At 70.7% G+C, this 20,963-nt stretch carries 25 protein-coding genes; 15 read left to right on the top strand and 10 right to left on the bottom strand.

The window, feature by feature from the left end:
* Positions 1-104 precede the first annotated feature (104 nt).
* Genes ACWCO8_RS28130 through ACWCO8_RS28120 form a run of 3 tightly spaced genes read left to right on the top strand, consistent with a single transcriptional unit; the run spans position 105 to position 2,342 of the window.
* Positions 105-587, top strand: a complete 483-nt coding sequence (locus tag ACWCO8_RS28130) for a cupin domain-containing protein (RefSeq protein ID WP_451034617.1) — start codon at positions 105-107, stop codon at positions 585-587.
* On the top strand, positions 587-1,384 hold the full coding sequence (locus tag ACWCO8_RS28125) for an arylamine N-acetyltransferase family protein (protein WP_451034616.1): 798 nt from the start codon (positions 587-589) through the stop codon (positions 1,382-1,384). The genes ACWCO8_RS28130 and ACWCO8_RS28125 overlap by 1 nt, the downstream gene beginning before the upstream one ends.
* 1 nt (position 1,385) lies before the next feature.
* Positions 1,386-2,342, top strand: coding sequence for an amidohydrolase family protein (locus ACWCO8_RS28120; RefSeq protein ID WP_451034615.1), 957 nt, complete (start codon positions 1,386-1,388; stop codon positions 2,340-2,342).
* 108 nt (positions 2,343-2,450) lie between these two features.
* Here the strand turns inward: ACWCO8_RS28120 and ACWCO8_RS28115 are convergent, their stop codons facing one another.
* From ACWCO8_RS28115 to ACWCO8_RS28100, 4 genes are all read right to left on the bottom strand, one after another.
* Positions 2,451-3,131 (bottom strand): DsbA family oxidoreductase, encoded by a 681-nt coding sequence (locus ACWCO8_RS28115; RefSeq protein WP_451034614.1) that lies wholly within the window; start codon positions 3,129-3,131, stop codon positions 2,451-2,453.
* A complete protein-coding gene (locus ACWCO8_RS28110) occupies positions 3,128-3,607 on the bottom strand; it encodes a nucleoside deaminase (protein ID WP_451034613.1) in 480 nt (159 codons plus the stop codon). Before ACWCO8_RS28110 ends, ACWCO8_RS28115 begins: the two co-directional genes overlap by 4 nt.
* 14 nt (positions 3,608-3,621) lie before the next feature.
* Complete coding sequence (locus ACWCO8_RS28105; RefSeq protein WP_362006778.1) at positions 3,622-3,939, bottom strand: DMT family transporter; 318 nt, start codon at positions 3,937-3,939, stop codon at positions 3,622-3,624.
* Between the two features lie 85 nt (positions 3,940-4,024).
* On the bottom strand, positions 4,025-4,447 hold the full coding sequence (locus tag ACWCO8_RS28100; protein ID WP_362006776.1) for a DMT family transporter: 423 nt from the start codon (positions 4,445-4,447) through the stop codon (positions 4,025-4,027).
* A 140-nt stretch (positions 4,448-4,587) separates the two neighbouring features.
* Here ACWCO8_RS28100 and ACWCO8_RS28095 point away from each other — a divergent pair, with 140 nt between their 5' ends.
* From ACWCO8_RS28095 to ACWCO8_RS28065, 7 genes are all read left to right on the top strand, one after another.
* A complete protein-coding gene (locus ACWCO8_RS28095) occupies positions 4,588-5,028 on the top strand; it encodes a MarR family winged helix-turn-helix transcriptional regulator (protein WP_362006773.1) in 441 nt (146 codons plus the stop codon).
* Positions 5,029-5,301: 273 nt separating this feature from the next.
* Entirely contained in the window at positions 5,302-6,771 is a 1,470-nt protein-coding gene (locus ACWCO8_RS28090; protein WP_451034612.1) for an AMP-binding protein, read from the top strand.
* The gene (locus tag ACWCO8_RS28085; RefSeq protein WP_362006769.1) at positions 6,768-7,043 is read left to right on the top strand and encodes an acyl carrier protein; all 276 of its coding nucleotides are present in this window, start codon (positions 6,768-6,770) and stop codon (positions 7,041-7,043) included. The genes ACWCO8_RS28090 and ACWCO8_RS28085 overlap by 4 nt, the downstream gene beginning before the upstream one ends.
* A gap of 128 nt (positions 7,044-7,171) precedes the next feature.
* Positions 7,172-7,546 (top strand): ectoine synthase, encoded by a 375-nt coding sequence (locus ACWCO8_RS28080; RefSeq protein WP_451034611.1) that lies wholly within the window; start codon positions 7,172-7,174, stop codon positions 7,544-7,546.
* Positions 7,547-7,625: 79 nt separating this feature from the next.
* The gene (locus tag ACWCO8_RS28075; RefSeq protein ID WP_451034610.1) at positions 7,626-8,744 is read left to right on the top strand and encodes an acyl-CoA dehydrogenase family protein; all 1,119 of its coding nucleotides are present in this window, start codon (positions 7,626-7,628) and stop codon (positions 8,742-8,744) included.
* An 82-nt stretch (positions 8,745-8,826) separates the two neighbouring features.
* The gene (locus ACWCO8_RS28070; protein WP_451034609.1) at positions 8,827-9,498 is read left to right on the top strand and encodes a transglutaminase-like domain-containing protein; all 672 of its coding nucleotides are present in this window, start codon (positions 8,827-8,829) and stop codon (positions 9,496-9,498) included.
* Between the two features lie 13 nt (positions 9,499-9,511).
* Positions 9,512-10,351, top strand: coding sequence for a maleate cis-trans isomerase family protein (locus ACWCO8_RS28065; RefSeq protein ID WP_451034608.1), 840 nt, complete (start codon positions 9,512-9,514; stop codon positions 10,349-10,351).
* A 62-nt stretch (positions 10,352-10,413) separates the two neighbouring features.
* Here the strand turns inward: ACWCO8_RS28065 and ACWCO8_RS28060 are convergent, their stop codons facing one another.
* Positions 10,414-11,355 carry a ScbA/BarX family gamma-butyrolactone biosynthesis protein gene (locus tag ACWCO8_RS28060; protein ID WP_362006757.1) on the bottom strand — a complete coding sequence of 314 codons (942 nt, stop codon included), beginning with the start codon at positions 11,353-11,355 and terminating at the stop codon, positions 10,414-10,416.
* 122 nt (positions 11,356-11,477) lie between these two features.
* Between ACWCO8_RS28060 and ACWCO8_RS28055 the strand changes: the two genes are divergently transcribed.
* Positions 11,478-12,104 carry a ScbR family autoregulator-binding transcription factor gene (locus ACWCO8_RS28055; protein ID WP_362006756.1) on the top strand — a complete coding sequence of 209 codons (627 nt, stop codon included), beginning with the start codon at positions 11,478-11,480 and terminating at the stop codon, positions 12,102-12,104.
* Positions 12,101-13,063, top strand: a complete 963-nt coding sequence (locus ACWCO8_RS28050; protein ID WP_451034607.1) for an NAD-dependent epimerase/dehydratase family protein — start codon at positions 12,101-12,103, stop codon at positions 13,061-13,063. Before ACWCO8_RS28055 ends, ACWCO8_RS28050 begins: the two co-directional genes overlap by 4 nt.
* A gap of 147 nt (positions 13,064-13,210) precedes the next feature.
* Here ACWCO8_RS28050 and ACWCO8_RS28045 read toward each other — a convergent pair whose 3' ends face one another.
* From ACWCO8_RS28045 to ACWCO8_RS28035, 3 genes are read right to left on the bottom strand one after another with little or no spacing between them, the layout of a single operon-like run.
* Positions 13,211-14,002 (bottom strand): ABC transporter permease, encoded by a 792-nt coding sequence (locus ACWCO8_RS28045; protein WP_362006753.1) that lies wholly within the window; start codon positions 14,000-14,002, stop codon positions 13,211-13,213.
* The gene (locus tag ACWCO8_RS28040; RefSeq protein WP_451034606.1) at positions 13,999-14,970 is read right to left on the bottom strand and encodes an ATP-binding cassette domain-containing protein; all 972 of its coding nucleotides are present in this window, start codon (positions 14,968-14,970) and stop codon (positions 13,999-14,001) included. Before ACWCO8_RS28040 ends, ACWCO8_RS28045 begins: the two co-directional genes overlap by 4 nt.
* A gap of 39 nt (positions 14,971-15,009) precedes the next feature.
* Positions 15,010-15,681, bottom strand: coding sequence for a DUF4097 family beta strand repeat-containing protein (locus ACWCO8_RS28035; protein WP_451034605.1), 672 nt, complete (start codon positions 15,679-15,681; stop codon positions 15,010-15,012).
* Positions 15,682-15,989: 308 nt separating this feature from the next.
* Here ACWCO8_RS28035 and tsaD point away from each other — a divergent pair, with 308 nt between their 5' ends.
* Entirely contained in the window at positions 15,990-17,051 is a 1,062-nt protein-coding gene (gene tsaD, locus ACWCO8_RS28030; protein WP_451034809.1) for a tRNA (adenosine(37)-N6)-threonylcarbamoyltransferase complex transferase subunit TsaD, read from the top strand.
* Between the two features lie 12 nt (positions 17,052-17,063).
* Here tsaD and ACWCO8_RS28025 read toward each other — a convergent pair whose 3' ends face one another.
* Positions 17,064-17,645, bottom strand: a complete 582-nt coding sequence (locus ACWCO8_RS28025; RefSeq protein WP_451034604.1) for a CGNR zinc finger domain-containing protein — start codon at positions 17,643-17,645, stop codon at positions 17,064-17,066.
* 114 nt (positions 17,646-17,759) lie between these two features.
* Between ACWCO8_RS28025 and ACWCO8_RS28020 the strand changes: the two genes are divergently transcribed.
* Positions 17,760-19,286, top strand: a complete 1,527-nt coding sequence (locus ACWCO8_RS28020) for an FAD-binding oxidoreductase (RefSeq protein ID WP_451034603.1) — start codon at positions 17,760-17,762, stop codon at positions 19,284-19,286.
* 37 nt (positions 19,287-19,323) lie between these two features.
* The gene (locus tag ACWCO8_RS28015) at positions 19,324-19,836 is read left to right on the top strand and encodes a hypothetical protein (protein WP_451034602.1); all 513 of its coding nucleotides are present in this window, start codon (positions 19,324-19,326) and stop codon (positions 19,834-19,836) included.
* Between the two features lie 30 nt (positions 19,837-19,866).
* Here the strand turns inward: ACWCO8_RS28015 and ACWCO8_RS28010 are convergent, their stop codons facing one another.
* A complete protein-coding gene (locus tag ACWCO8_RS28010) occupies positions 19,867-20,682 on the bottom strand; it encodes a sulfite exporter TauE/SafE family protein (protein ID WP_451034601.1) in 816 nt (271 codons plus the stop codon).
* Between the last annotated feature and the right edge of the window lie 281 nt (positions 20,683-20,963).

The raw sequence follows: 20,963 nt of genomic DNA, 5'->3' as shown, positions 1-20,963 counted from the left end.
TCACGGGAGTGACCAGGGAAAACCCCGTGAACACGTGATGCCCGCGCGGCGGTTCGCCGGATGGAGTGGAGGGAGCACGCGCACGCCCGCGAGAAGGGAACACCTTGAGCTTCGAGGAATTCGAGGGCATCGTCTACATCCCGCCCAAGGCCGGACCGGCCCGTTGGGTATTCGGTGACCACTACACGATCAAGGCCGACAAAGAGAACACCCACGGCTCGCTCGGCCTGATCGAAGCCCTCGTACCACCGGGCGGCGGACCGCCGCTCCACATCCACCACGACAGCGACGAGGCCTTCTACCTCATCGAGGGCGAGCTGGAGATCTCCAACGAGAAGATCAGCCAGGTCGTCGGCCCCGGCGCGTTCATCTTCGTCCCCAAGGGCAAGGTGCACGCGTTCAAGAACATCGGCGACGAGCCCTGCAAGATGCTCATCATCTTCACCCCGGCCGGCTTCGAGCGCTTCTTCACCGAGCTCGGCGTGACCGCCGAGGAGGGCGTCCCGGCGCCCGAGGCGGACCAGTACGCCGCCGACGTGGAGAAGGCCCAGAGCATCGTCGCCCGGTACGCGGCGGAGTACATCTGATGCTCGACGCGACCACCGTGGACGCCTACCTCGACCGGATCGGCGCCAAGCGGCCCGAACGCCTCGACGCCGAGGCCCTCGCCCACCTGCACGAACGGCACGTGCTCAGCGTGCCGTTCGAGAACATCGACTTCGCCTTCGGCCGGCCCAGCCTGCCGATCGGCCTCGGCGAACCCGCCCTGGAGAAGATCATCGGGCGCGGCCGAGGCGGCTGCTGCTACGAACTCAACGGCGCCTTCTTCACCCTCCTGACCACCCTCGGCTTCGACGTGGAGCCGCTGGGCGGCCGCGTCCTGGAGGACGGCGTGTTCGGCCCGCTCCTCGGCCACCTGTGTCTGCGCGTACGGACCGAGGACAGCGCCGTCCCGTGGCTGGCCGACGTCGGCTATGGGCACGCCTTCCGCTTCCCGCTGCGCCTGGAACCGGGCACGGCCCAGGAGGACCCGCAGGGCACCTTCGAACTCGTCGAGGCCCCCAAGGGCGACCTCGACCTGTACCGCGACGGCGAACTGCAGTACCGCGTCGAGCCGCGCGCCCGCGAACTCGCCGATTTCGCGCCCACCATGTGGTGGTTCCGCAGCTCCGACGACTCGCCGTTCCTGGCCCGCCAGGTCTGCTCCATGCCCACCCCCGACGGGCGGGTCACCCTCGCAGGACGGACCCTGACCCGCACCGAGAACGGGGTCAGGACCAAGGAGGAGTTGGCCGACGACGACGCCGTCCGGGCCGCCTATCGCACCTGGTTCGGCGTCGAACTCGACGTACTGCCGGACCGCCAGACCGACGGAGAACACTGACATGCCCGATGTGAACGGACTCATCGACGTCCACCACCACGCGATCCCGCCGACCTACCGCGCCGCGCTCGGCGACAAGGTCGCCATCCCCGGCGTCGACTACCCCACCTGGACCCCGGAGGAGTCCTTGGAGGTGATGGACCGGCACGGCATCGCCGCCTCCGTCCTCTCCGTCACCGCGCCGGGCGTCACCTTCGCCCAGGGCGCCGAGAGCCACCGCCTGGCCCGCGAGGTCAACGAGTACTACGCCGCCCTCATCGCCGAACACCCCGCCCGCTTCGGCGCGTTCGCGATCCTCCCGCTGCCCGACGTGGCCGCGGCCAAGGACGAGCTGACGTACGCGATCGACGAGCTCGGCCTCGACGGCGTCGGGCTGCTCACCAGCTACGGCAACCGCTACCTCGGGGACCCCGAGTTCGAGCCGCTGCTCGCCGAGATCGCCGACCGCGGGCTGCCCGTGCACGTCCACCCCGGCACCCCGCCGGCCAAGGACGTCGCCACCTTCGACCTGCCGCCCTCGCTCTACGACTTCACCTTCGAGACCACCCGCACGGTCGTCGACCTGCTCTTCAGCGGCACCCTCGAGCGGCTGCCGCACCTGAAGCTGATCGTCAGCCACGCGGGCGGCACACTGCCGTTCCTGGCGCAGCGGCTCACGTACGGGCCGACGATCGGGAGGTACCTGACCGATCGGGCGCCCAAGGACGTCGTCGGGGCGCTGCGCGGGCTGTACTACGACATCGCGATGTCCGCCAACCGCTTCGCACTGCCCGCGCTCACCGAACTGGCCGCCCCGGACCGGATCCTGTTCGGCAGCGACTTCCCGTTCATGCCGGCCGCGCACACGACGGAGAACGTCGAGGGCTTCCGGACGTACGCGGGCTGGAACGCGGAGCAGCGCACGGCCATCGGCCGCGAGAACGCGCTGAAGCTCTTCCCGCGCCTCGCCGGCCAGTAGCACCGGCTCACAGACACGCCATACACGCCATGCACGAAGGAGCCGGCCGCCTCGGGGGAGGTGGCCGGCTCCTTCGTCGTGTGCGTACGGGGGGGGCGTGCGGTCCGGTCAGCAGACGCCGTCGATGCCGCACGCGGCGCCGAACGACCCGTCCTGCTGGTCCTGCTGCCGCGCCTGCGCGTCCAGGATCGCCTTGCGCAGCTGGGGCGCCGAGGGCACCCCCTCCATGCGGATGTCGCCGATCAGGAAGGTCGGGGCGACCTGGACCCGGTGGGCCGCGGCCTCCCGGAGCGCGTCCTGGTGCCGGGCGGTGTACGTGCCCTGCTCAAGGGCCGTACGGAACTCGTCCTGGTCCAGGTCCAGTTCACCGGCGAGCTTGGTCAGGATCTCGATCTCGCCGAGGTCCAGGTCCTCCTGGAAGAAGGCGCGGAACATGCGCCGGGTGTACGCGTCGCCCTTGCCGTGGTCCTGCGCGTACTGGAAGCCCTCGAACGCGAGCCGGGTGTAGGGCTGCGGGGAAACGGTGGGCAGCGTGATGTCCACGCCCATCCGCCGGGCCATCGGGTAGACGGCCCGCTTCCAGATGTCGGGCAGGTAGGGGTCCTCCGGGCGGAGCGTGGGCTGCGGGTGCTCCCGCAGCTCGAACGGCTTCCACTCGATCTCGACGTCCAGGTCCTCGGTGGCCTGCTCCAGCGGCCCCTCCGCGAGCATGCAGAAGGGACAGACGTAGTCGGACCAGATCTGGATCTTCACCGGCTCCTGGCCGGTCGCCGGCTCCTGGACAGTCATCGCACTCCGCCCCTCTGTACGGTCAGGAACTCCTGGAACGGCACCTCGTGGCCCTCGACCGGGGCGTGCGTGACGCGGATCGGCCACTCGGTGGGGTCGGTCGCGAAGATCCCGTACGAGCTGCCGTAGTCGAAGCCGTAGGCGCCGGCGGTCTTCCGGTCGGCGGCGAAGATGATGTGCCCGACGCCGAAGTAGCGCGCCACCATGTAGCACATGGCGCAGGGCTCCCCGGAGGCGATCAGGGTCGAGCCGGCGACGGCGAACACCCCGGCCTTCCTGGCCGCCTCGCGCAGCGCGACGACCTCCGCGTGCGCGCTGGCGTCGTGGTCCTCGCGGACCCGGTTGAACCCGGTGCCGAGCACCCGGTCGTCCTGGACGACGATCCCGGAGAAGGGGATGCCGCCCTTGGCCACGTGCTCCCGGCTGATCCGTACGGCCTCGTGGATGTGCGGCAGCAGGGCGTCGATGTCGGTCATGGTGTACGCGCCGATCAGACGGACGTGAGGCGGAGCAGGACGGCGCCGCCGATGATGGACGCGAAGGAGATCAGCCGGGCGGGGGTGATCTTCTCCTTGAAGATGATCGCGCCGCAGATGACCGTGCCGACGCCGCCGATGCCGGTCCAGATCGTGTAGCCGACGGAGACGTCGAGCTCACGCAGGGCCAGGGACAGGGTGTAGATGCCGCCGGCGGCGGCGGAGAGCGTGAGCACGGAGGGCCACAGGCGGGTGAATCCCTTGGTGGCGTTGGTGCCGAGCGCGAAGAGGACTTCGAAGACGATGGCGATGCCGAGGTAGACCCAGGTCATGGTGGTGACTCGTTTCGGGAAGGTGGGACGGAGCGGAGGTCGGGGAAGCGGGTGAAGCTGCCGAAGCGGCTGAAGCGGCTGTGGGTCAGCCGACGGGCTGCGCGGCGGGGGCCTGCGCGGCCTCGGCGGCGGCCTGCTTCTTCGCGGCCACGTTGTCGGAGATCCGCAGGCCGAGGGCGCCACCGATGATCAGGATGAAGGCGAGCACCTTCCAGATGGTCATCTTCTCGTCGTAGATCAGGGTGCCGAAGACGACGGTGCCGACGGCGCCGATACCGGCCCAGACGGTGTAGCCGACGCCGACGTCGACGGTCTTCAGGGCCATGGAGAGCGTGAAGATGCCGCAGGAGGCGGCGGCGACGGTGAGCAGGGACGGGCCGAGCTTCGTGAACCCGTCGGTGGCCTCGGTCGAGAGCGCGAAGGTGATCTCGAACAGTGAGGAGAACAGGAGCCAGGCCCAGCCGACGTTGGCGTTCTGCGGCGTTGCCTGCGGGGAGGGGGACGTCATGGAACTCACTCTCCAGGAAGTTGTTTGTCCGTGCAAGTTCTTCGGGGGCGTAGTCGGCCGGTGACGGACTGACGCGGCGCCCATGAGGTTGCATGAGCATGTACCCTGTTGTCAACTCTCGATGAAAGGTGCGTCACCTTATGGTCGCTACCCACACCGCGTCGTCCGACCAGGTCGTCTGGAGCCGCCTTCTCGTCCTGCACTCGCGCGTCGAGCGGGAGTTGGCGCAGGCGCTCCAGCGACGCCATGGGATCGGCCTGTCGGAGTTCCGTGCGCTCGAATCGCTCACCCACGCCGAGGACAGCGAGCTGCGCATGCAGGACCTGGCCGAACGGGTCGGTCTCGGCCAGTCCTCGGTGACGCGCCTGGTCGCACGCCTCGAAGTGGCCGGATTCGCCTTCAAGGACCTCTGTCCGTCCGACAAGCGCGGGGTCTACGCGGTGATCACGGACGAGGGCCGCGAGCGGTTCGCCGCCGCCCGTACGACCTACGCGGACGTGCTCTCCTCGGCGCTCAACGCCCTGACTGCCGACCCCGAATACGCCGCCACGGTCCAGTCGCTGCGCGCCGCCGGCGTCTGACGGGCACCTGGTCCGCACCTCCGGACAGAGTCGGTTCGGCACTCTCCCCCAACCCCTGACGCGCTGTCAATCGCGGGATCTCGGCATAGCGCGCCAGGGGTGCTTTCGTTGCATGATCAAGCGTAACGAGAACGCGGTTCCCGGTTCTCGACTCGTCAATCTCGTCGCGAGATTCTCGCGATCTCTTTGTATGACGATGCAAGCACCGCCCCTTCGGAGGGCGATGCGCGCACTTGATCTCAACGACTCGAACGTCTCGGGGGAGAGACCGCCGTGCCATCGACACTTCTCGCCGCATCCATCGACGCCCACAGCCGGGAACGCGCCGGCCGGGTCGCCCTCTCGTACGACCGGCGCACCGTCACGTACGAGGAGCTGGGCGCCATCACCCGGGAGCTCCGCGACCAGCTGGGCCGCCTGGCGCTGCCGGCCGGCAGCACCGTCTGCGTCCCGGCCCACAAGAACCCGGAGACGATCGCCCTCCTGACGGCCGTCTTCCACGAGGGCCTGATCGCCCTGGCGCCCTCGCCCGACCTGGGCCTCGCCGCCCGCACCAGGCTGGCCCAGCAGGCCCGCGCCTCGCACACCCTCACCGTCTGCGCCGAGGGCGACCTGGTCGCCGAGGCGGTCGTCGCCAACGCGGTGGAGGCCGAGGGCTTCGACCGGCCCGACGCCGGCCGCACCCGCCTCCTGCTCACCACCTCGGGCTCCACCGGCACCCCGAAGATCGTGCCGATCCCCGCCGAGGGCTTCGACGCCTTCGCCGACTGGGCCACCGCCGAGTTCGCGCTCACCGGGGACGACGTGGCGCTCTCCTACGCCCCGCTCAACTTCGACCTCGCCCTGCTCGACGTCTGGACCTTCCTGCGCCTCGGCGCCCAGGTCGTCCTGGTCGAGAAGGACCGGGCCACCGAAGCCCCGCACCTGCAGGGCCTGGTGGCCGGCCGCGACGTCACCTTCGTCCAGGGCGTGCCCATGCTGCACCGCCTCCTGGTCCAGGACGGGCCGGAGTTCGCGGCCGTGCGCACCCTCATCACCACGGGCGACTCGCTCGCCCCCGAGCTCCTCGCGCCGATGACGCGGACGTTCCCGAACGCCCGGTTCCACAACATCTTCGGCTGCACGGAGACCAACGACTCCTTCATCCACCCCATCGACCCGCACGCGGCCGCCGCGCCGCCGATCGGCCGCCCCCTCGCCGGGGTGAGCGCCCTCGTGGTCGACGCCGAAGGCCGGGCCGTCCCGGGCGCCGGAACCGGCGAACTCCTCGTCTCCACACCGTTCCAGACCGCCGGCTACCTCAGGTCCGCCCTGAACGAGCAGGCGTTCACCGTCCAGGACGGCCAGGTGTACTACCGCACCGGCGACATCGTCACCCGTACCGAAGAGGGCCTGTACCGCCTCGAAGGCCGGTCGGACTGGCAGGTCAAGGTGCGCGGCGTACGCACCAACCTCCAGGAGGTCGAGACCGTCGTCGCCTCCCACCCGGACGTCGCCGAGGCCGTCGTCGTGGCCCTCCCCGACGAGCAGACCGGTGTCCGCCTGCACGCCCATGTCACCCGGCACCCGGCCACCGCGCTGACCGGTCTGCGCCTGCGGACCCACATCAGCAAGCACCTCCCGCGCCACGCGATCCCGTCCTCGGTGCACGTCACGGAGGCCCCGATGCCCCGGACGTCGACGGGAAAGCCCGACCGGAACCTCATCAGGAACAACCGCATGAAGGAGAACCAGACCGCATGAGCGAGACCGGCGCCACCCACGTGACCGCGGAGATCCGTGCCTACCTCGTCACCGAGTTCCTCGCGGGCGAGGACTCCTCGGACCTCACCGACGACTACGACCTGATCGACTCCGGAGTGATCGACAGCCTCGGCCTCGTCCGGCTGATCTCCCACATCGCGAGCCGCTACGGCGTGGCCGTGGACGACATCGACTTCGGCCCGGACGACTTCCGGACCCTCACCGCGATCACCCGCCTCGTCCGGGAGAACGCGCCCGCCACGGCGGCCTGACCGCCGTAACGACCCCTCCGCCGGCGCCGCCCGCTCGACCGGCGCCACCGCTCCACCAGCTCCGCCGGCGCCACCGCACTTCCGCTCACCACACCCGCACACACACCACACCCGAGGGAGTAATCCGCATGTTCACCCGCAGCGTCGACGACGTCGTCCCCGTCCAGTGGGGCAACGGAACCAGCCACCGCCTCCTCACCAAGACCGACGGCATGGGCTTCGCCGTGGCCGTGACCCTCGTACGTCAGGGCACCACGAGCGCGCTGCAGTACCGCGACCACCTGGAGGCCTGCTACTGCGTGGCCGGCTCCGGTGAGGTCGTGGAGAAGGACGGCACCCGCCACAAGATCACCCCCGGCACGATCTACGCGCTCGACGAGCACGACCCGCACTACCTGATCGCGTCGGACTACGAGGACCTGCACCTCATCTCGGTCTTCAACCCGCCGATCGTCGGCACCGAGAAGCACAGGCTGTCCGCCGACGGCTTCTCCCAGTACTGATCCACCCCGCTCCGGGACGGCACACGCCCGTGCCGTCCCGGAGCACCCCCTCCCCACCCGATGTGACAAGGACCAGGCTGTGACCGACGACCTCTTCCACCTCGCGACCCCGTGGGCCGACAAACTCAACGCCGACCTCGGTGAACTGGACCGCAGCGGCTCGTTCCCCACCGACAAGTGGCCCGCCGTCCAGGACTCCGGGATCCTGCGGACCCCCTTCCACCCCGACTACGGAGGCCACGGCCGGTCCCTGACCGAGACCATGCGCGTCCTGGAAGGCCTCGGTCACACCTCCCACGACGCCGGCCTCTCCTTCTCCACGTCCACCCAGATCGTCTCCGTGGGCATCCCGCTCCAGCAGTTCGGCAGCGAGGAGCTCAAGCGGCGCCACCTCCCGCGGATCATGGCCGGTGACGTGATCACCGCCCACGCCATCACCGAGGAGTCCGGCGGCTCGGACGCCATCAACTCCACGACGACGGCGGTCCTCGACGGCGACCACTACGTCGTCGACGGCAGCAAGATGTTCATCACCAACGCCCCCGTCGCCGGCCTCTTCCTGCTGTACGTGCGCACCGGCGCCCCGGGCCCGTTCGGTCTCACCACCCTGCTCGTCGAGGCCGGCACGCCCGGCCTCACCGTCGGACCGGCCATGGACAAGATCGGCCTGCGCACCAGCCCGATCGGCACGCTCGCCTTCGACGGGCTGCGCGTCCCGGTGTCCCAGCGGGTCGGCCGGGAGGGCTCCGGCTTCCGGGTCCTGGACTACGTCATGAAGCGCGAGGTGCTCTTCGCCTTCTCGATCACGCTCGGCGAGATGACCCGCCGGCTCGCGGACACGATCCGGTTCGCCAAGTCCCGTACGCAGTTCGGCCAGACCATCGGCTCGTACCAGGCCGTCAGCCACAAGATCGCCGACATGAAGATCGGCCTCGAGACCGCGCGCAAGTGGCTGCGCGACACCGGCGCCAAGGTCGAGGCAGGCCAGGACGCCGCCATCGACCTCGCCGCCACCAAGACCGTCGTCTCCGAGGCGAATCTGAGGATGGCGCTCGACGCCGTCCAGATCCACGGCGGACGCGGCGTCCTCACCAGCCACGGCGTCGAGCGCGAACTGCGCGACTCCGTCGCCGGAACCATCTACTCCGGCACGAGCGAGATCCAGCGCAACCGCATCGCCGCCCTCCTCGGCCTCTGAACCGGCCGCTGCCACCCGGCCTGAGAACCGCCCTCCGCACGGGCCTCCGAACCGGCCTTCGACCCAAGGGAACCCGATCGTGATGACCCTCGACCTGTACGACCGGCTGACGCAGCCCACCGAGTTCCTCGACTACGAGACCGACGCCGTCCAGACCTTCATCGACGACGTGGTCAAGGACCGCGCGTCCGACAAGCGCACCATGGCCATCGAGCTCTACTACGCCGTCCGCGACGGCGTCTTCTACGAGGTCTACGGCGCCGACCTGTCCCCGGACGGGCTGAAGGCCTCGCACACCGCCACCACCAAGTCCGGCTTCTGCCTGCACAAGTCGGCCCTCTACGCCGCCGCCGTCCGGGCCCTCGGCATCCCCTCCAAGCTCGTCTACGGCGACGTCCGCAACCACCTCGCCTCGCCCCGGCTGATCGAGCACATCGGCGGCGACGTCTTCTTCCACGGCCTCACCCAGGTCTACCTGGACGGCAAGTGGGTCAAGGCCACCCCGGTCTTCAACAAGATGCTCTGCAAGCTCTACGGCATGGAGGCCCTGGAGTTCGACGGCCTCGCGGACAGCCTCTACCACCCGTACGAGGGCGGCGCCGGCGCCATGGAGTTCCTCACCGACCACGGCGCCTTCGACGACGTCCCGTACGAGTTCGTCATCGGCTCGATGCGCGCCCGCCACCCCAAGTTCCTCAGCGACACCGGCGTGAGCACGGTGGCCGGCGGCCGGCTGGCCGACGAAGCGAAGTAAGGAGCCGTACCCCATGACCCAGGTCACCGAGGCCGCCCACGCGCCCCAGGCAGCCACGCCCACCGACGGCTGGGACGCCGCCATCAGGATCGGCGTCGTCGTCCCGCACGCCGACGTCGGCCCCGAGGCCGAACTCCAGGCCATGGCCCCCGCGTCGGTCTCCATCCACGGCTCCCGCGTCCACTTCGGCGCGATGCGCGCCGGCGGCGAGATGGACGAGAAGATCCCGCACGACCCGGTCCGCGCGTTCGTCGAACCGCCCTTCCTGGACAACGCCGTCGAGCAGCTCGCCGCCTCGCCCCTGCACGCGCTCACCCTCGGCTTCACCTCCTCCAGCTACGTGCTGAAGGCGGCGGGGGAGCGGGAGCTGTACGAGCGGCTGCGCCCGGTCACCCGGGAGCTGCCGATCACCGGCACCACGAAGGCCGCCCGGGCCGCGTTCACCGCGCTCGGCGCGAAGCGCATCGCCCTGGTCAACCCTCCGTGGTTCGACGACAAGCTCTCCGGCCAGGGCGCGGACTACTTCCGGGAGTTCGGCTTCGACGTGGTCCACCACGGACCGTGCGGGCTGCCCTCGAACCAGAAGGCGATCACCCCGCAGAACCTCTCGGAGTGGCTCCGTACCACTGTCGCCTCCCACCGGCCGGACGCCGTCCTGGTGGCGGGCAACGGCATCCGCGCCGTCGGCACCATCAAGCCGCTGGAGGAGGAGCTGGGCTTCCACGTCGTCACCGCCAACCAGGCGATCTTCTGGCACGCCCTGCACCTGGCCGGCGCGACGGCCATCAGCGAAGGCGTCACCGAGTACGGCGCCCTCTTCGCCACCCGCCCGGCGCCGGCGGACGAGGCCTGATCCACGCGCGCGTGAGCCCGGGCGGCCGACGGCCGCCCGGGCTTCGCGTGGGGTGAGACCGCTCAGAGCTCGGTGGGCACCTCGGCCAGCGCGACGACCGAGGTGAAGATCTCCTCGCCGTTCTGCTGCGCCGTCACCAGCATCCACCGCCGCCCGTTGGGGTCGTCCGGCAGCGCCCTCGCGGTGATCCAGCACGGCGCGTCGAGCTCGGCGTACCGGGTGAAGTCGCAGCTCATGGCGGTGACCAGGGTCTGCCGCGGCTGGGCCGCGGCCTGCGCCGCCTGGCGCGCGGCCTCCAGGAGCAGCATGCCCGGGGCGTGGTCCACGGGGTGGTCGAAGAGGACGGGGTGCGAGGTGTCCGTCCGCAGCTGCCAGCGCAGGGGGACGTCGGTGCAGGAGAGCACGACGTCCTGGAACCGGGTCCGGCCCGTCTCGTGCGTCGGGGACGGCGGCGGCAGCGGCAGCACGCGCGCGTTGGCGCTCGCGATGTCGGCGTACTGCCCGCGCAGCCGCTCGTAGACCGCACGGTCCTGGATGGTGAACCGGGTCCTGGCCGTGGCGAGCCGGCGCCCCGCGCGCGTGGCCTCCACGGCGAGAGTGAGGGCGGTCGCCCGCCCCTTGCGGTACTTCACGTCCGAGCAGGTGATGTGCAGTTCGACATGGGCGTCCCGGCCGTCGTCCCACAGCTCGTCCGGGTCGATGTCCCAGGCGAAGTCCTTCCACAGCAACTGGTGTCCGAACGGGACGTCGTACGCGGCGTGGGAGAGCATCGGCAGGGTCTGACGCACGGTCTCCGTCAGGAACAGGGGGTCGTACCGGCCGTGCCGCGCCAGGTAGAAGGTGTGCTCGCGCGGCCAGCGGGCGGTGATGGTGAAGGTGTCGGCCCCGGTCCGGCACCAGCTCACGAGGAGCACTTCGGCCGGGTTGGTCTTGTGGGTGTACGACATCGGAACGGGCACGGGACCGGTGGTCGTCCGGTCCGGTGCGAGCTCTATCGGAGGCACAACAGTTCTCCCCTGACTGTTTCCAGATATTCGCGGACCTGCACACTGGTGTGGTGGCTGGCCGCTCACATAAGATAGTGGTCACTCTTTTTCTTTGTCGATGTATACGGGGTAAAGGCGCAGTGGCGGAACACAGGCAGGAACGGGCGGTCCGCACGCGGGAGTTGGTGCTCCGAGCTGCGGCGGAGGTGTTCGACGAGGCCGGATACCTCGGCGCGAGCATCACCAAGATCCTCGATCGGGCGGGTGTCACGGCGGGCGCCGTGTACTTCCATTTCCGGTCGAAGGAGGGACTGGCCCGTGCGGTCATCCTGGAGCAGGCGGCCGATCTGAAGTTCCCCGAGGGGGAGGGCGGCCTCCAGCAGCTCCTGGACATGACCGGCTACCTCGCCGTCGAGATGCAGACCAACACCCTGCTGCGGGCGGGCGTCCGGCTCGCGGTCGAGCAGGGCGTGGTCGGTCCGCAGGAGTACCAGATTTACGAGTGGTGGGCCGACCACTTCCACCAGGAGTTCGTCCGGGCCCGGGAGATGGGCCAGCTGCTCGACGGCGTGGACGTGGCCGCCTTCTCGCAGCTCCTCGTCGCCGCGTACACCGGTACGCAGGTCATGTCCCAACTCGCCACCGGCCGCGCCGACCTGCCCCGGCGGATCGGCGACATGTGGCGATGTCTGCTCCCCGCCCTCGCCCCCGCCGAGGTCGTCGCCGGGCTGCGCCTCCCCGCCGACGACACCGTGGGCGCTTCGTGAGCGCACTGCATGTCGTCCTGACCGGGGCGACCGGCTTCGTCGGTTCCCGCGTGCTGCACGCCCTGACCTCGACCGCGCACGACACCGGCCGGACGCTCTCCGTCCGGGCGCTCGGCCGCTCCGCCACCGCCCCCGCCTCGGCCCCGCCGGGCGTGACATGGGTGTCCGTGGACCTGACCGACCGGGCCTCGCTGCGGAAGGCGGCGAGCGGCGCGGACGTCCTGATCCACCTCGCCTCCCGGATCTCCGGTGACGACGCCCAGTGCGCCGCGGTCAACGTCGAGGGCACCACGGCCCTCGTCGAGGAGGCCGTCCACCGGGGTGTGGACCGTATCGTCCACCTCTCCACCGCCGCGGTCTACGGACCGGGCCCGCACCGCGGCATCGCGGTGAACGAGATCGCCCCCGCCCCCGTGTCGCCCGCCAGCCGCACCCGCCTGGCCGGCGAGACCCCGGTCCTCGCGGCGGGCGGAACGGTCCTGCGCCCGGGCCTCGTTCTGGGCGCCGGGGACCGCTGGGTGGTGCCCGCCCTCGCGGAGCTGCTCGCCCGCGTCCCGGCCCGCTGGGACGGCGGCCGCGCCCTGCTCTCCGTCGTGGACGTGGACGACCTCGCGCGCCTGATCGCCGGCCTGGCCACGTCGCCGGCCGCCCCGCCGCCCGGCGTGCACCACGCGAGCCACCCGGTCCCGGTGAGCAACGGCGACCTGATGGCGGAGCTGGCCGCGCTCGACGTCCTGCCGAAGGTCGAGGACGGGGCCGACTGGTCCTGGGACGCGTGCCTCGACCGGCTCCGTACCGTGCCCGGCCGGACGAGCGAGCGCCAGTTCGGGCTGCTGGCCCAGGACCACTGGTACGCGAGCGAGTCCATCTGGCCCGCCGCCTCCTGCCCCCCGGGTCCCGGGCCCCTGGCCCGGCTGGCCGCGGCGGCCCCCTGGTACCGCTCGTTCCTGGCGGGCTGACGGGCGCCCGGTTCGACCGGGCACGGCACGAAGCGGACGGGGCACGACGACACGAAGAGGGCGGCGTACTCCGACGGTTGGTCGGTGTACGCCGCCCTGGGCCGGCAAGGGGGTCGTCGCGGGATCTGGCCCGCGTGGTCACGGCGACTACTTCGGGTCGTCGTTGAACTTCGAGGTGGACCAGAAGTAGCCGAGGACCGCGAGACCCACGCACCAGGCCACCGCGAGCCAGCCGTTGTGGCCGATCTCGGTGCCGAGCAGCAGACCGCGCAGGGTCTCGATGGCCGGCGTGAAGGGCTGGTACTCGGCGATCGGCTGGAACCAGCCCGGCATCGAGGAGAGCGGGACGAAGGCGCTGGACAGCAGCGGCAGCAGGATCAGCGGCAGCGCGTTGTTGCTGGCGGCCTCCGCGTTCGGGCTGATCAGGCCCATGCCGACGGCGATCCAGGTGAGCGCCAGGGCGAAGAGCACGAGCAGACCGAAGGCGGCGAACCACTCGAGGACGGTGGCGTCGGTGGAGCGGAAGCCGATGGCCACGCCCACCGCGCCGACGAGGACGACGCTCACGACGGACTGGAGCACGCTGCCGACGACGTGTCCGACGAGCACCGAACCGCGGTGGATCGCCATCGTGCGGAAGCGGGCGATGATGCCCTCGGTCATGTCGTTGGAGACGGAGACCGCCGTACCGATCGTGGTGCTGCCGATGGTCATCAGGAGCAGACCCGGGACGATGTAGGCGATGTACTTGGCACGGTCCGGCTCGCCGCCGCCGATGCCCACGCTCATCGTCTCGCCGAAGATGTAGACGAAGAGCAGCAGCAGCATGATCGGCGTGAGCAGCAGGTTCAGGGTGAGCGACGGGTAGCGCCGGGCGTGCAGCAGGTTCCGCCGCAGCATGGTGGAGGAGTCGCGCACGGCGAGGGAGAGGGAGCTCATCGGACAGTCTCCTTGGTCTGGTTGGGGATGTCGGCGGTGGCGGTCGTGGTCGCGGTCAGGGCGAAGAAGACGTCGTCGAGGTCGGGCGTGTGCACGGTCAGCTCGTCGGCCTCGATGCCGGCCGCGTCCAAGCGGTCGAGGACGGAGCGCAGTTCGCGCTGGCTGCCGTCGCTGGGGAGCTGCAGCGCGAGGGCCTCGTCGTCGCGGGTGGCGTCGTCGCCGAGCGCGGCGCCGGCGGCCTGGTACGCGGCCGGGTCGGAGAACCGGAGCCGTACGTGCCCGCCCGGGACGATCCGCTTCAGTTCCTCCGCGGTCCCCTCGGCGGCGATCTTCCCGCCGTGGAGCACGGCGATGCGGTCGGCGAGTTCGTCGGCCTCCTCCAGGTACTGCGTGGTGAGGAAGACGGTGACGCCGTCGGAGACGAGCTCGCGGATGATCTGCCACATGTTGTGGCGGCTGCGCGGGTCGAGGCCGGTGGTCGGTTCGTCGAGGAAGATGATCCGCGGGTCGCCGACCAGCGTCATCGCGATGTCGAGGCGGCGCTTCATGCCGCCGGAGTAGGTGGAGGCGGGCTTCTTCGCGGCCTCCACGAGGTCGAAGCGCTCCAGGAGTTCGGCCGCGACCCGCCGTCCCTCCCGCTTGGAGAGGTGGTTCAGGTCCGCCATGAGGAGCATGTTCTCCTCGCCGGTGATCAGACCGTCGACGGCGGAGAACTGCCCGGTGACGCCGATCGCGGCGCGTACGGCCTGCGGGGCGGTGGCCAGGTCGTGGCCGGCGACGCGGATCTCGCCCTGGTCGGCGGAGACGAGCGTGGAGAGGATCTTCACGGCGGTGGTCTTGCCGGCGCCGTTCGGGCCGAGCAGCGCGAACACGGACCCGGTGGGGATGCGCAGGTCGATTCCGTCGAGGACGGTCTTGTCACCGTAGGACTTGCGCAGTCCGGTCGCCGTGATGGCGAGGTCGTTCATGGGTGGTCACTCCTTGGGGAGGCGGAGGGGCGAGGGGTCTCAGAGGCTGCGGGCCGTGATGTCGCCGAGGGCGGTGGTCGCGTGGATGGTCAGCTCGGCGGCGGCGCCGCCGGAGTTCTGGAGCGCGTTGTGGATCCGGCCGTGGGCAGTGCCGGCGTCCAGGGAGGCGGAGACGCCGCGGGCGGCGCCGACGGTGATGGAGCCGGCCTCGGTGCGCAGGGTGACCGTGCCGCGCACGGCCTCGGCGACGCGGATGTCGCCCTGCTGGGTGCTGATCTCGGCGGAGCCGCCCAGGCGGGCCACCGAGACGTCGCCGGCCTGGAGGACGAGGCGGGCGTCCGCGGTCTCGTCGAGCTCGACCGTGGACTGCTGGCCCTCGAAGGTGACCTCGCCGAGCGGCCCGGTGGAGCGGAACTCACCGGCCGCCGCCTTCGCCTCGACCCGCGAGCCGGCCGGCAGCTGGACGGTCACCTCGATGGAGCCGCTGTTGCCGAGCACCCGGTTCTTCGCCTCGGGGACCTCGACCCGCAGGACACCGTCGGCGTAGGCGACCTCGGTGACCTCCGCGGCCTTCACGTCGCGGCTCTTGGTGGGGTCGGCGGGCCGGACCTCGACCGTGGTGTCGACCCGGTCGGCGGCGACGAGCCGGATGACGCCCGCGGGGATGTCGAGGACGGCGGTGACGGGGGCGGGGGTCGTGAACGTCTGCATGGTTCTCTCCTTGACTTCGTTGCTTGACCTCGGTGTTTCTGATGGATGAAACACTACGTTGCGTTCGAAGGTCTGGCAACAAGCCTGTTGCGCAAGAAACCGGTAATCGCAGGTAGTTGCGGCATTTTCGTTGCAACGGGATTGATTGCAATGCAACGACGGCCTCTCGTTGCGTTGCAATGGAATGAGATTGAACGCCCTGAGGGCAACGAGAAGGCCCTCCGGGGGCGGGAGGGCTGGACGTCCTTGTTGCACATATATTGCAAGTGCAGTTGCCGTGCAGAAGGAGGGGCGCAGTGGGTGGACCAGTGGTGCTCGGGATCGAGTCGTCGTGCGACGAGACCGGGGCGGGGATCGTGCGGGACGGGAAGCTCCTCGCGCACGTGGTGGCGTCGAGCATGGACGAGCACGCCCGCTTCGGCGGCGTCGTACCGGAGATCGCCGCCCGGGCGCACCTCCAGGCGTTCAACCCGGTCGTGCGACAGGCCCTGGACCAGGCGGGGTTGCGCCTCGGCCAGGTCGACGCGGTCGCCGTCACGACCGGGCCCGGTCTCTCCGGCGCCCTCCAAGTGGGCCTCGCCGGGGCCAAGTCGCTCGCGTACGCGGCGGGGGTCCCGCTCTACGGAGTGCACCACCTCGCCGGGCACGTCGCCGCCGACACCCTGGAGCACGGCCCGCTGCCCTCGCCCTGCGTGGTCCTGATCGTCTCCGGCGGCCACACGTCCCTGCTGCTCGTACGGGACCTGGTGCGCGAGCCGATCCTGCACCTGGGCGACACGCTCGACGACGCCGCCGGCGAGTGTTTCGACAAGGTCGCCCGCATCCTCGGCCTGCCCTACCCCGGCGGGCCCGCCATCGACCGGGCCGCACGGGAAGGCGACCCGCGCGCCGTGGACTTCCCCCGGCCGCTGACCCGGCCCGGGGACGCCCCGTACGCCTTCTCCTTCTCCGGCCTCAAGACCGCCGCCGCCCGCTGGGTCGAGAAGCATCGCCTCCAGGGCCGGGACGTTCCGGTCGCCGACGGCGCCGCCGCCCTCCAGGAGGCCGTCGCCGACGTGCTGACCCGCAAGGCGCTCGCGGCCTGCGAGGCGTACGACGTGAGGACGCTGATCGTGGTCGGCGGCGTCGCGGCGAACTCGCGCGTGCGGGGCCTCGCCGAACAGCGCTGCGCCGCCGCCGGGGTGGAGCTGCGCGTGCCGCCGATGACGCTGTGCACCGACAACGGCGCCATGATCGCGGCCGCCGGCGACCTCCTCGTACGCTCCGGGGCCGAACCGGCGCCCCTGAACGTGTCGATCGACCCGTCCGCACCCCTGGAGTACGCCTCCCTCACCCCACTGCCCACGCCCTCGGCGAGAGCCGCTTCGTGACCGCCCCGTCCGTCACGCCCCGCTGACCGCGGCGCTCTCCTGACGTTTGCGGGCCCGGTAGGCGGCCACGTTGGCGCGGGTGGCGCAGCGGTCGGAGCAGTAGCGGCGCGAGCGGTTGGTGGAGGTGTCGAGGTAGGCGTTCCGGCAGGGCGCCGCCTCGCAGAGCCCGAGCCGACCGGGCCCGTACTCCGTGAGGTGGAAGGCGAGCCCCATGGCGCAGAGCGCCGCGTACCCGGTGGTGGCATTGGACGAGTGGTCGGCGAGGTGCATGTGCCAGCGGGGCCGGCCCTCGTCGTCGAGATGGTCGTGGCCGGAGATCTGCGGGGAGACCGGGAACTCCAGGAGGAGGGAGTTGAGCAGATCGACGGTCCCGGTGTGATCCCCCGTGTCGGCGGCGACGAACACGGCCCGCAGCCGCGCCCGGACGGCCCGGAACCGGGTCAGGTCGGCGTCGGTGACCCGCCGGGCCATCTGCGCGGCGGGCCCGAAGAGCTCCTTGACCACGTCGACGGAGCTGAGCGCGTCCTGACCCTTCGCCGGCACCTCGGTGTTGACGAGGCGCACGGCGTACTCCGCGTACTCGGCCAGTTCCACTCGCAGTCCTTCGTAGCCGTGATCCGTAAGCAACTTGGTAAGGAGGAGGGTATTACGGCGTGGTACGGGGGTGTCGGGCCCGTTGCGGGCGCCACGACGGCTCACCTTGTCGGTATGAAGGAGAACGCGGAGCCGACTCCGATGACGACCGACCCGCACGTGACGCGCCGCGCAGCCCTGCGCGCGGCTACGGTCACCGCCACCGCAGCCGTACTCCCGTGGGGACCGGCGGCAGCGCTGGGCTCCACCCCGCCCCGGACACCCGAGCCGGCGGCATGGCGGGAGCTGCGCCGGCGGCTGAGCCCGGCGGCACGGCTGTACCGGCCGGGGGACCCGGGCTATCCGGCGCGGGCGACGCCCGACAACCAGCGGTACGCGGACATCCGCCCGGCGGGGGTGCTCGCGTGCGCGGTCGAGGCCGACGTACGCACGGCGATCCGGTGGTCGGCCGAGCACGGCGTCCCGTTCGTCCCCCGCTCGGGCGGCCACAACTACGCCGGCCACTCCACCACGCCCGGCCTCGTCGTCAGCCTCCGCCCGATGCGGGACGTGGCGCCGCGCGGACGGCGGCTGTACGTGGGCGGTGGCGCGACCAACTCGGACGTGTACGCGGCCCGGGACGCCGGCCTGTACTTCCCCGGCGGGCGCTGCCCGGGCGTGGGCGTGGCCGGCCTCACCCTGGGCGGCGGACTCGGCTTCAACGACCGCAAGTGGGGCCTGACCTGCGACCGACTCGCCGAGACCCGCGTGGCCCTGGCCGACGGCACCGTGGTCCGCGCGGCGGAGGACGAGAACGCGGACCTGTTCTGGGCGTGCCGGGGCGGTGCGGGCGGGAACTTCGGCATCAACACGGCCTTCGTCTTCGACGCGGTCCCCGTGGCCCGGCAGCGCGCCACGGTCTTCGACCTCACGTTCCCGCTCACCGCGGGCCCGGCGGTCGTGGACGAACTCCAGCACGTCCTGGACACGGACCGGGCGGGCGACTTCGACGTACGCATCGGCTTCAAGCACGCGGGAACAGGCGCCAGGACGGTAGGTGTCCTGGGCCAACGCCTGGGCCGGGAGGCCGCGCTGCGCCGCACGCTAGGCCCCCTCCTGAAGCTGAGCCCCTCCACGACATTCATCGAGGAACGGGACTTCTGGTCGGCCCAGGACCACCTCATGGAAACCCCGGGCGCGAAGGACAGCTACGCGTCCCGCTCCCTGGTCCCCGACCGATGGCTGACCCCCGACACGGTCACCCGCATCACGGAGTGGACCCGCACCTGGCGACCGGGCCCCACCGAAGCGACCGGTTACGTGACCCTGTTCGCGATGGGCGCCGCCAGCTCCGCGCCACGCCCCGACGAAACCGCGTACCCGCACCGCGCGGCCACGTTCGTCATCGACATCGGCACGCACTGGAACCCCGGCACACCGCCGGCCGAAGTAGCGCCGCTCCTCTCCCGAACTCACACGCTCCACCGCACCCTGCGCCACGACCTCCGCACCGACACGGCCTACGTCAACTTCCCGGACCCCGACCTCCGCGACTGGCGTCACGCGTACTACGGCGACAACTACGCCCGCCTGGCCAAGATCAAACACCGCTACGACCCGAAGGGCCTCTTCAGGAACCCCCAGTCCGTAGGCGCCCATTGATCCACCACGGACGCCCGATCCGGGGGACGATGACCGCATGAGAGATCAACAGGCGCTGCTCCGCGCGGCGATCGAGGGCAGCGGCATCGCGTCGATTCCATGCGAGTGCGGCAAGGAAAGTGCGCGGCATGTGATCGACGAGTTCCTGGAGACCCTGGACCGCGACCCTGGGCGCCTCGTCGGGGGTGACTGGACGGATGGGCATGCCACCGATGCTTCGTTCCGATATCGATCGGCACCGGCCGTCGCTCAGATCCTCATGGCAGCCCTGCCGTTCTACGCCACCGGAGTGGCGCGTGGGGTCCTCCTGGAGAGCCTTCTCGGCCTGTCCGGTGGTGACACCCCAGACCTGGTCGAGCAGTGTCAGGCCATGATCCGTCCGGGGGTCTGGCTGTTCCTGGAAGAGATCGCTTCCGGCCGATCGATAGGCGGTGCGGCTTTCGCCTTCGACATCATCGGGGCGCTCGACGAGGACGCCTGGGTCGCCTTCGCGCGCGAGCAACTCGCCGCATTTCTGCCGTCGTACCAGTTGGACCCCGACTACCGGTGAGTCGCACACCCATCGCCGGAAGGTGAGCGGTCAGTCGTGCCGGGCGAGCTTGACCGCGGACACGAGCAGGATCAAGGCCAGCAAGGGGATGAGGACCACGTCCGGAAACACCCCCAGCAGCAGCCCGCCCAACACCGCACCGACAACCGACCCCACGGCCATGATCACGGTGAAGCGGAGGTTGGCGCCGAGGACGGCGAAGCTGCCGTCGCGGCTGTAGCGGGCGAACGCGACGAGCATGGTGGGAAGGGAGACCAGCAGGGACAGACTCCCGGCGGTCTTGATGTCCTCGCCGAACAGCAGCACGATCGTCGGGATCAGCAACTCGCCACCGGCGACGCCCATGATCGCGGCGACCACCCCGATACCGAACCCGGCCGCGACCCCGCAAGGCACTTGGGCCCAGAGCGGCAGGGGGACCGTGTCCAGAGTGGTGGCATGGGTGACCACCAGGGCGCCCGCCATCACCACCATCAATGCGGCCAGCACCTTGTACAGGGTGGAGCTCCGCATCCGCACAGCCCAGGACGCCCCGGCCCACGCACCGATCAAGCTACCGGCCAACAGATTGACGGCCACGGGCCACCGCGCGGCGAGGTCGCCGACCGGAACGGCCACGAGCCGAGCGGGCAGCGCGACCAGCACCACGACCAGGCTCATGGCCTTGTTCAGAATGACGGCCGAGAGCGCGGCGAACCCGAAGACCCCGATCAACAACGGCAGCCGAAACTCCGCCCCACCCAGCCCGACCATCCCACCCAACACCCCGATTGCCGCCCCCGCACCGAACACGAGCGGCGACGCATACACGGAGCGGAGGGGAGAGGGATCGAGGTCGGCGGCCATGACGGCCATCATCGCCGTCACCCACCCCGCCTGCCACAACCCGCCCCCATGTTCGGACGAACCACCCGGAAGCCCCCGCAGAATTCGTACGGAGAGCCCACCGCCCGAGCGCCCCTCGGGACGGCTGCAGTGAACCACGTGAGATGCCGCGTGTCATCTTCCCGCCAACGGACGCGTCCGCCCCGCCCCGGGCCGAAGCCGCCACTGACCAGAAAGGACCCTCCCGAAGGAGGGTCCTTGGCGAAGAGCCCGGGGCAGGACTCGGACACTGCGGCCGAGTG

The organism is Streptomyces sp. NPDC001927, from assembly GCF_053594455.1.
Note: the sequence above shows the minus strand (reverse complement) of the source record. Positions and strands in the feature narration are given on the sequence as shown.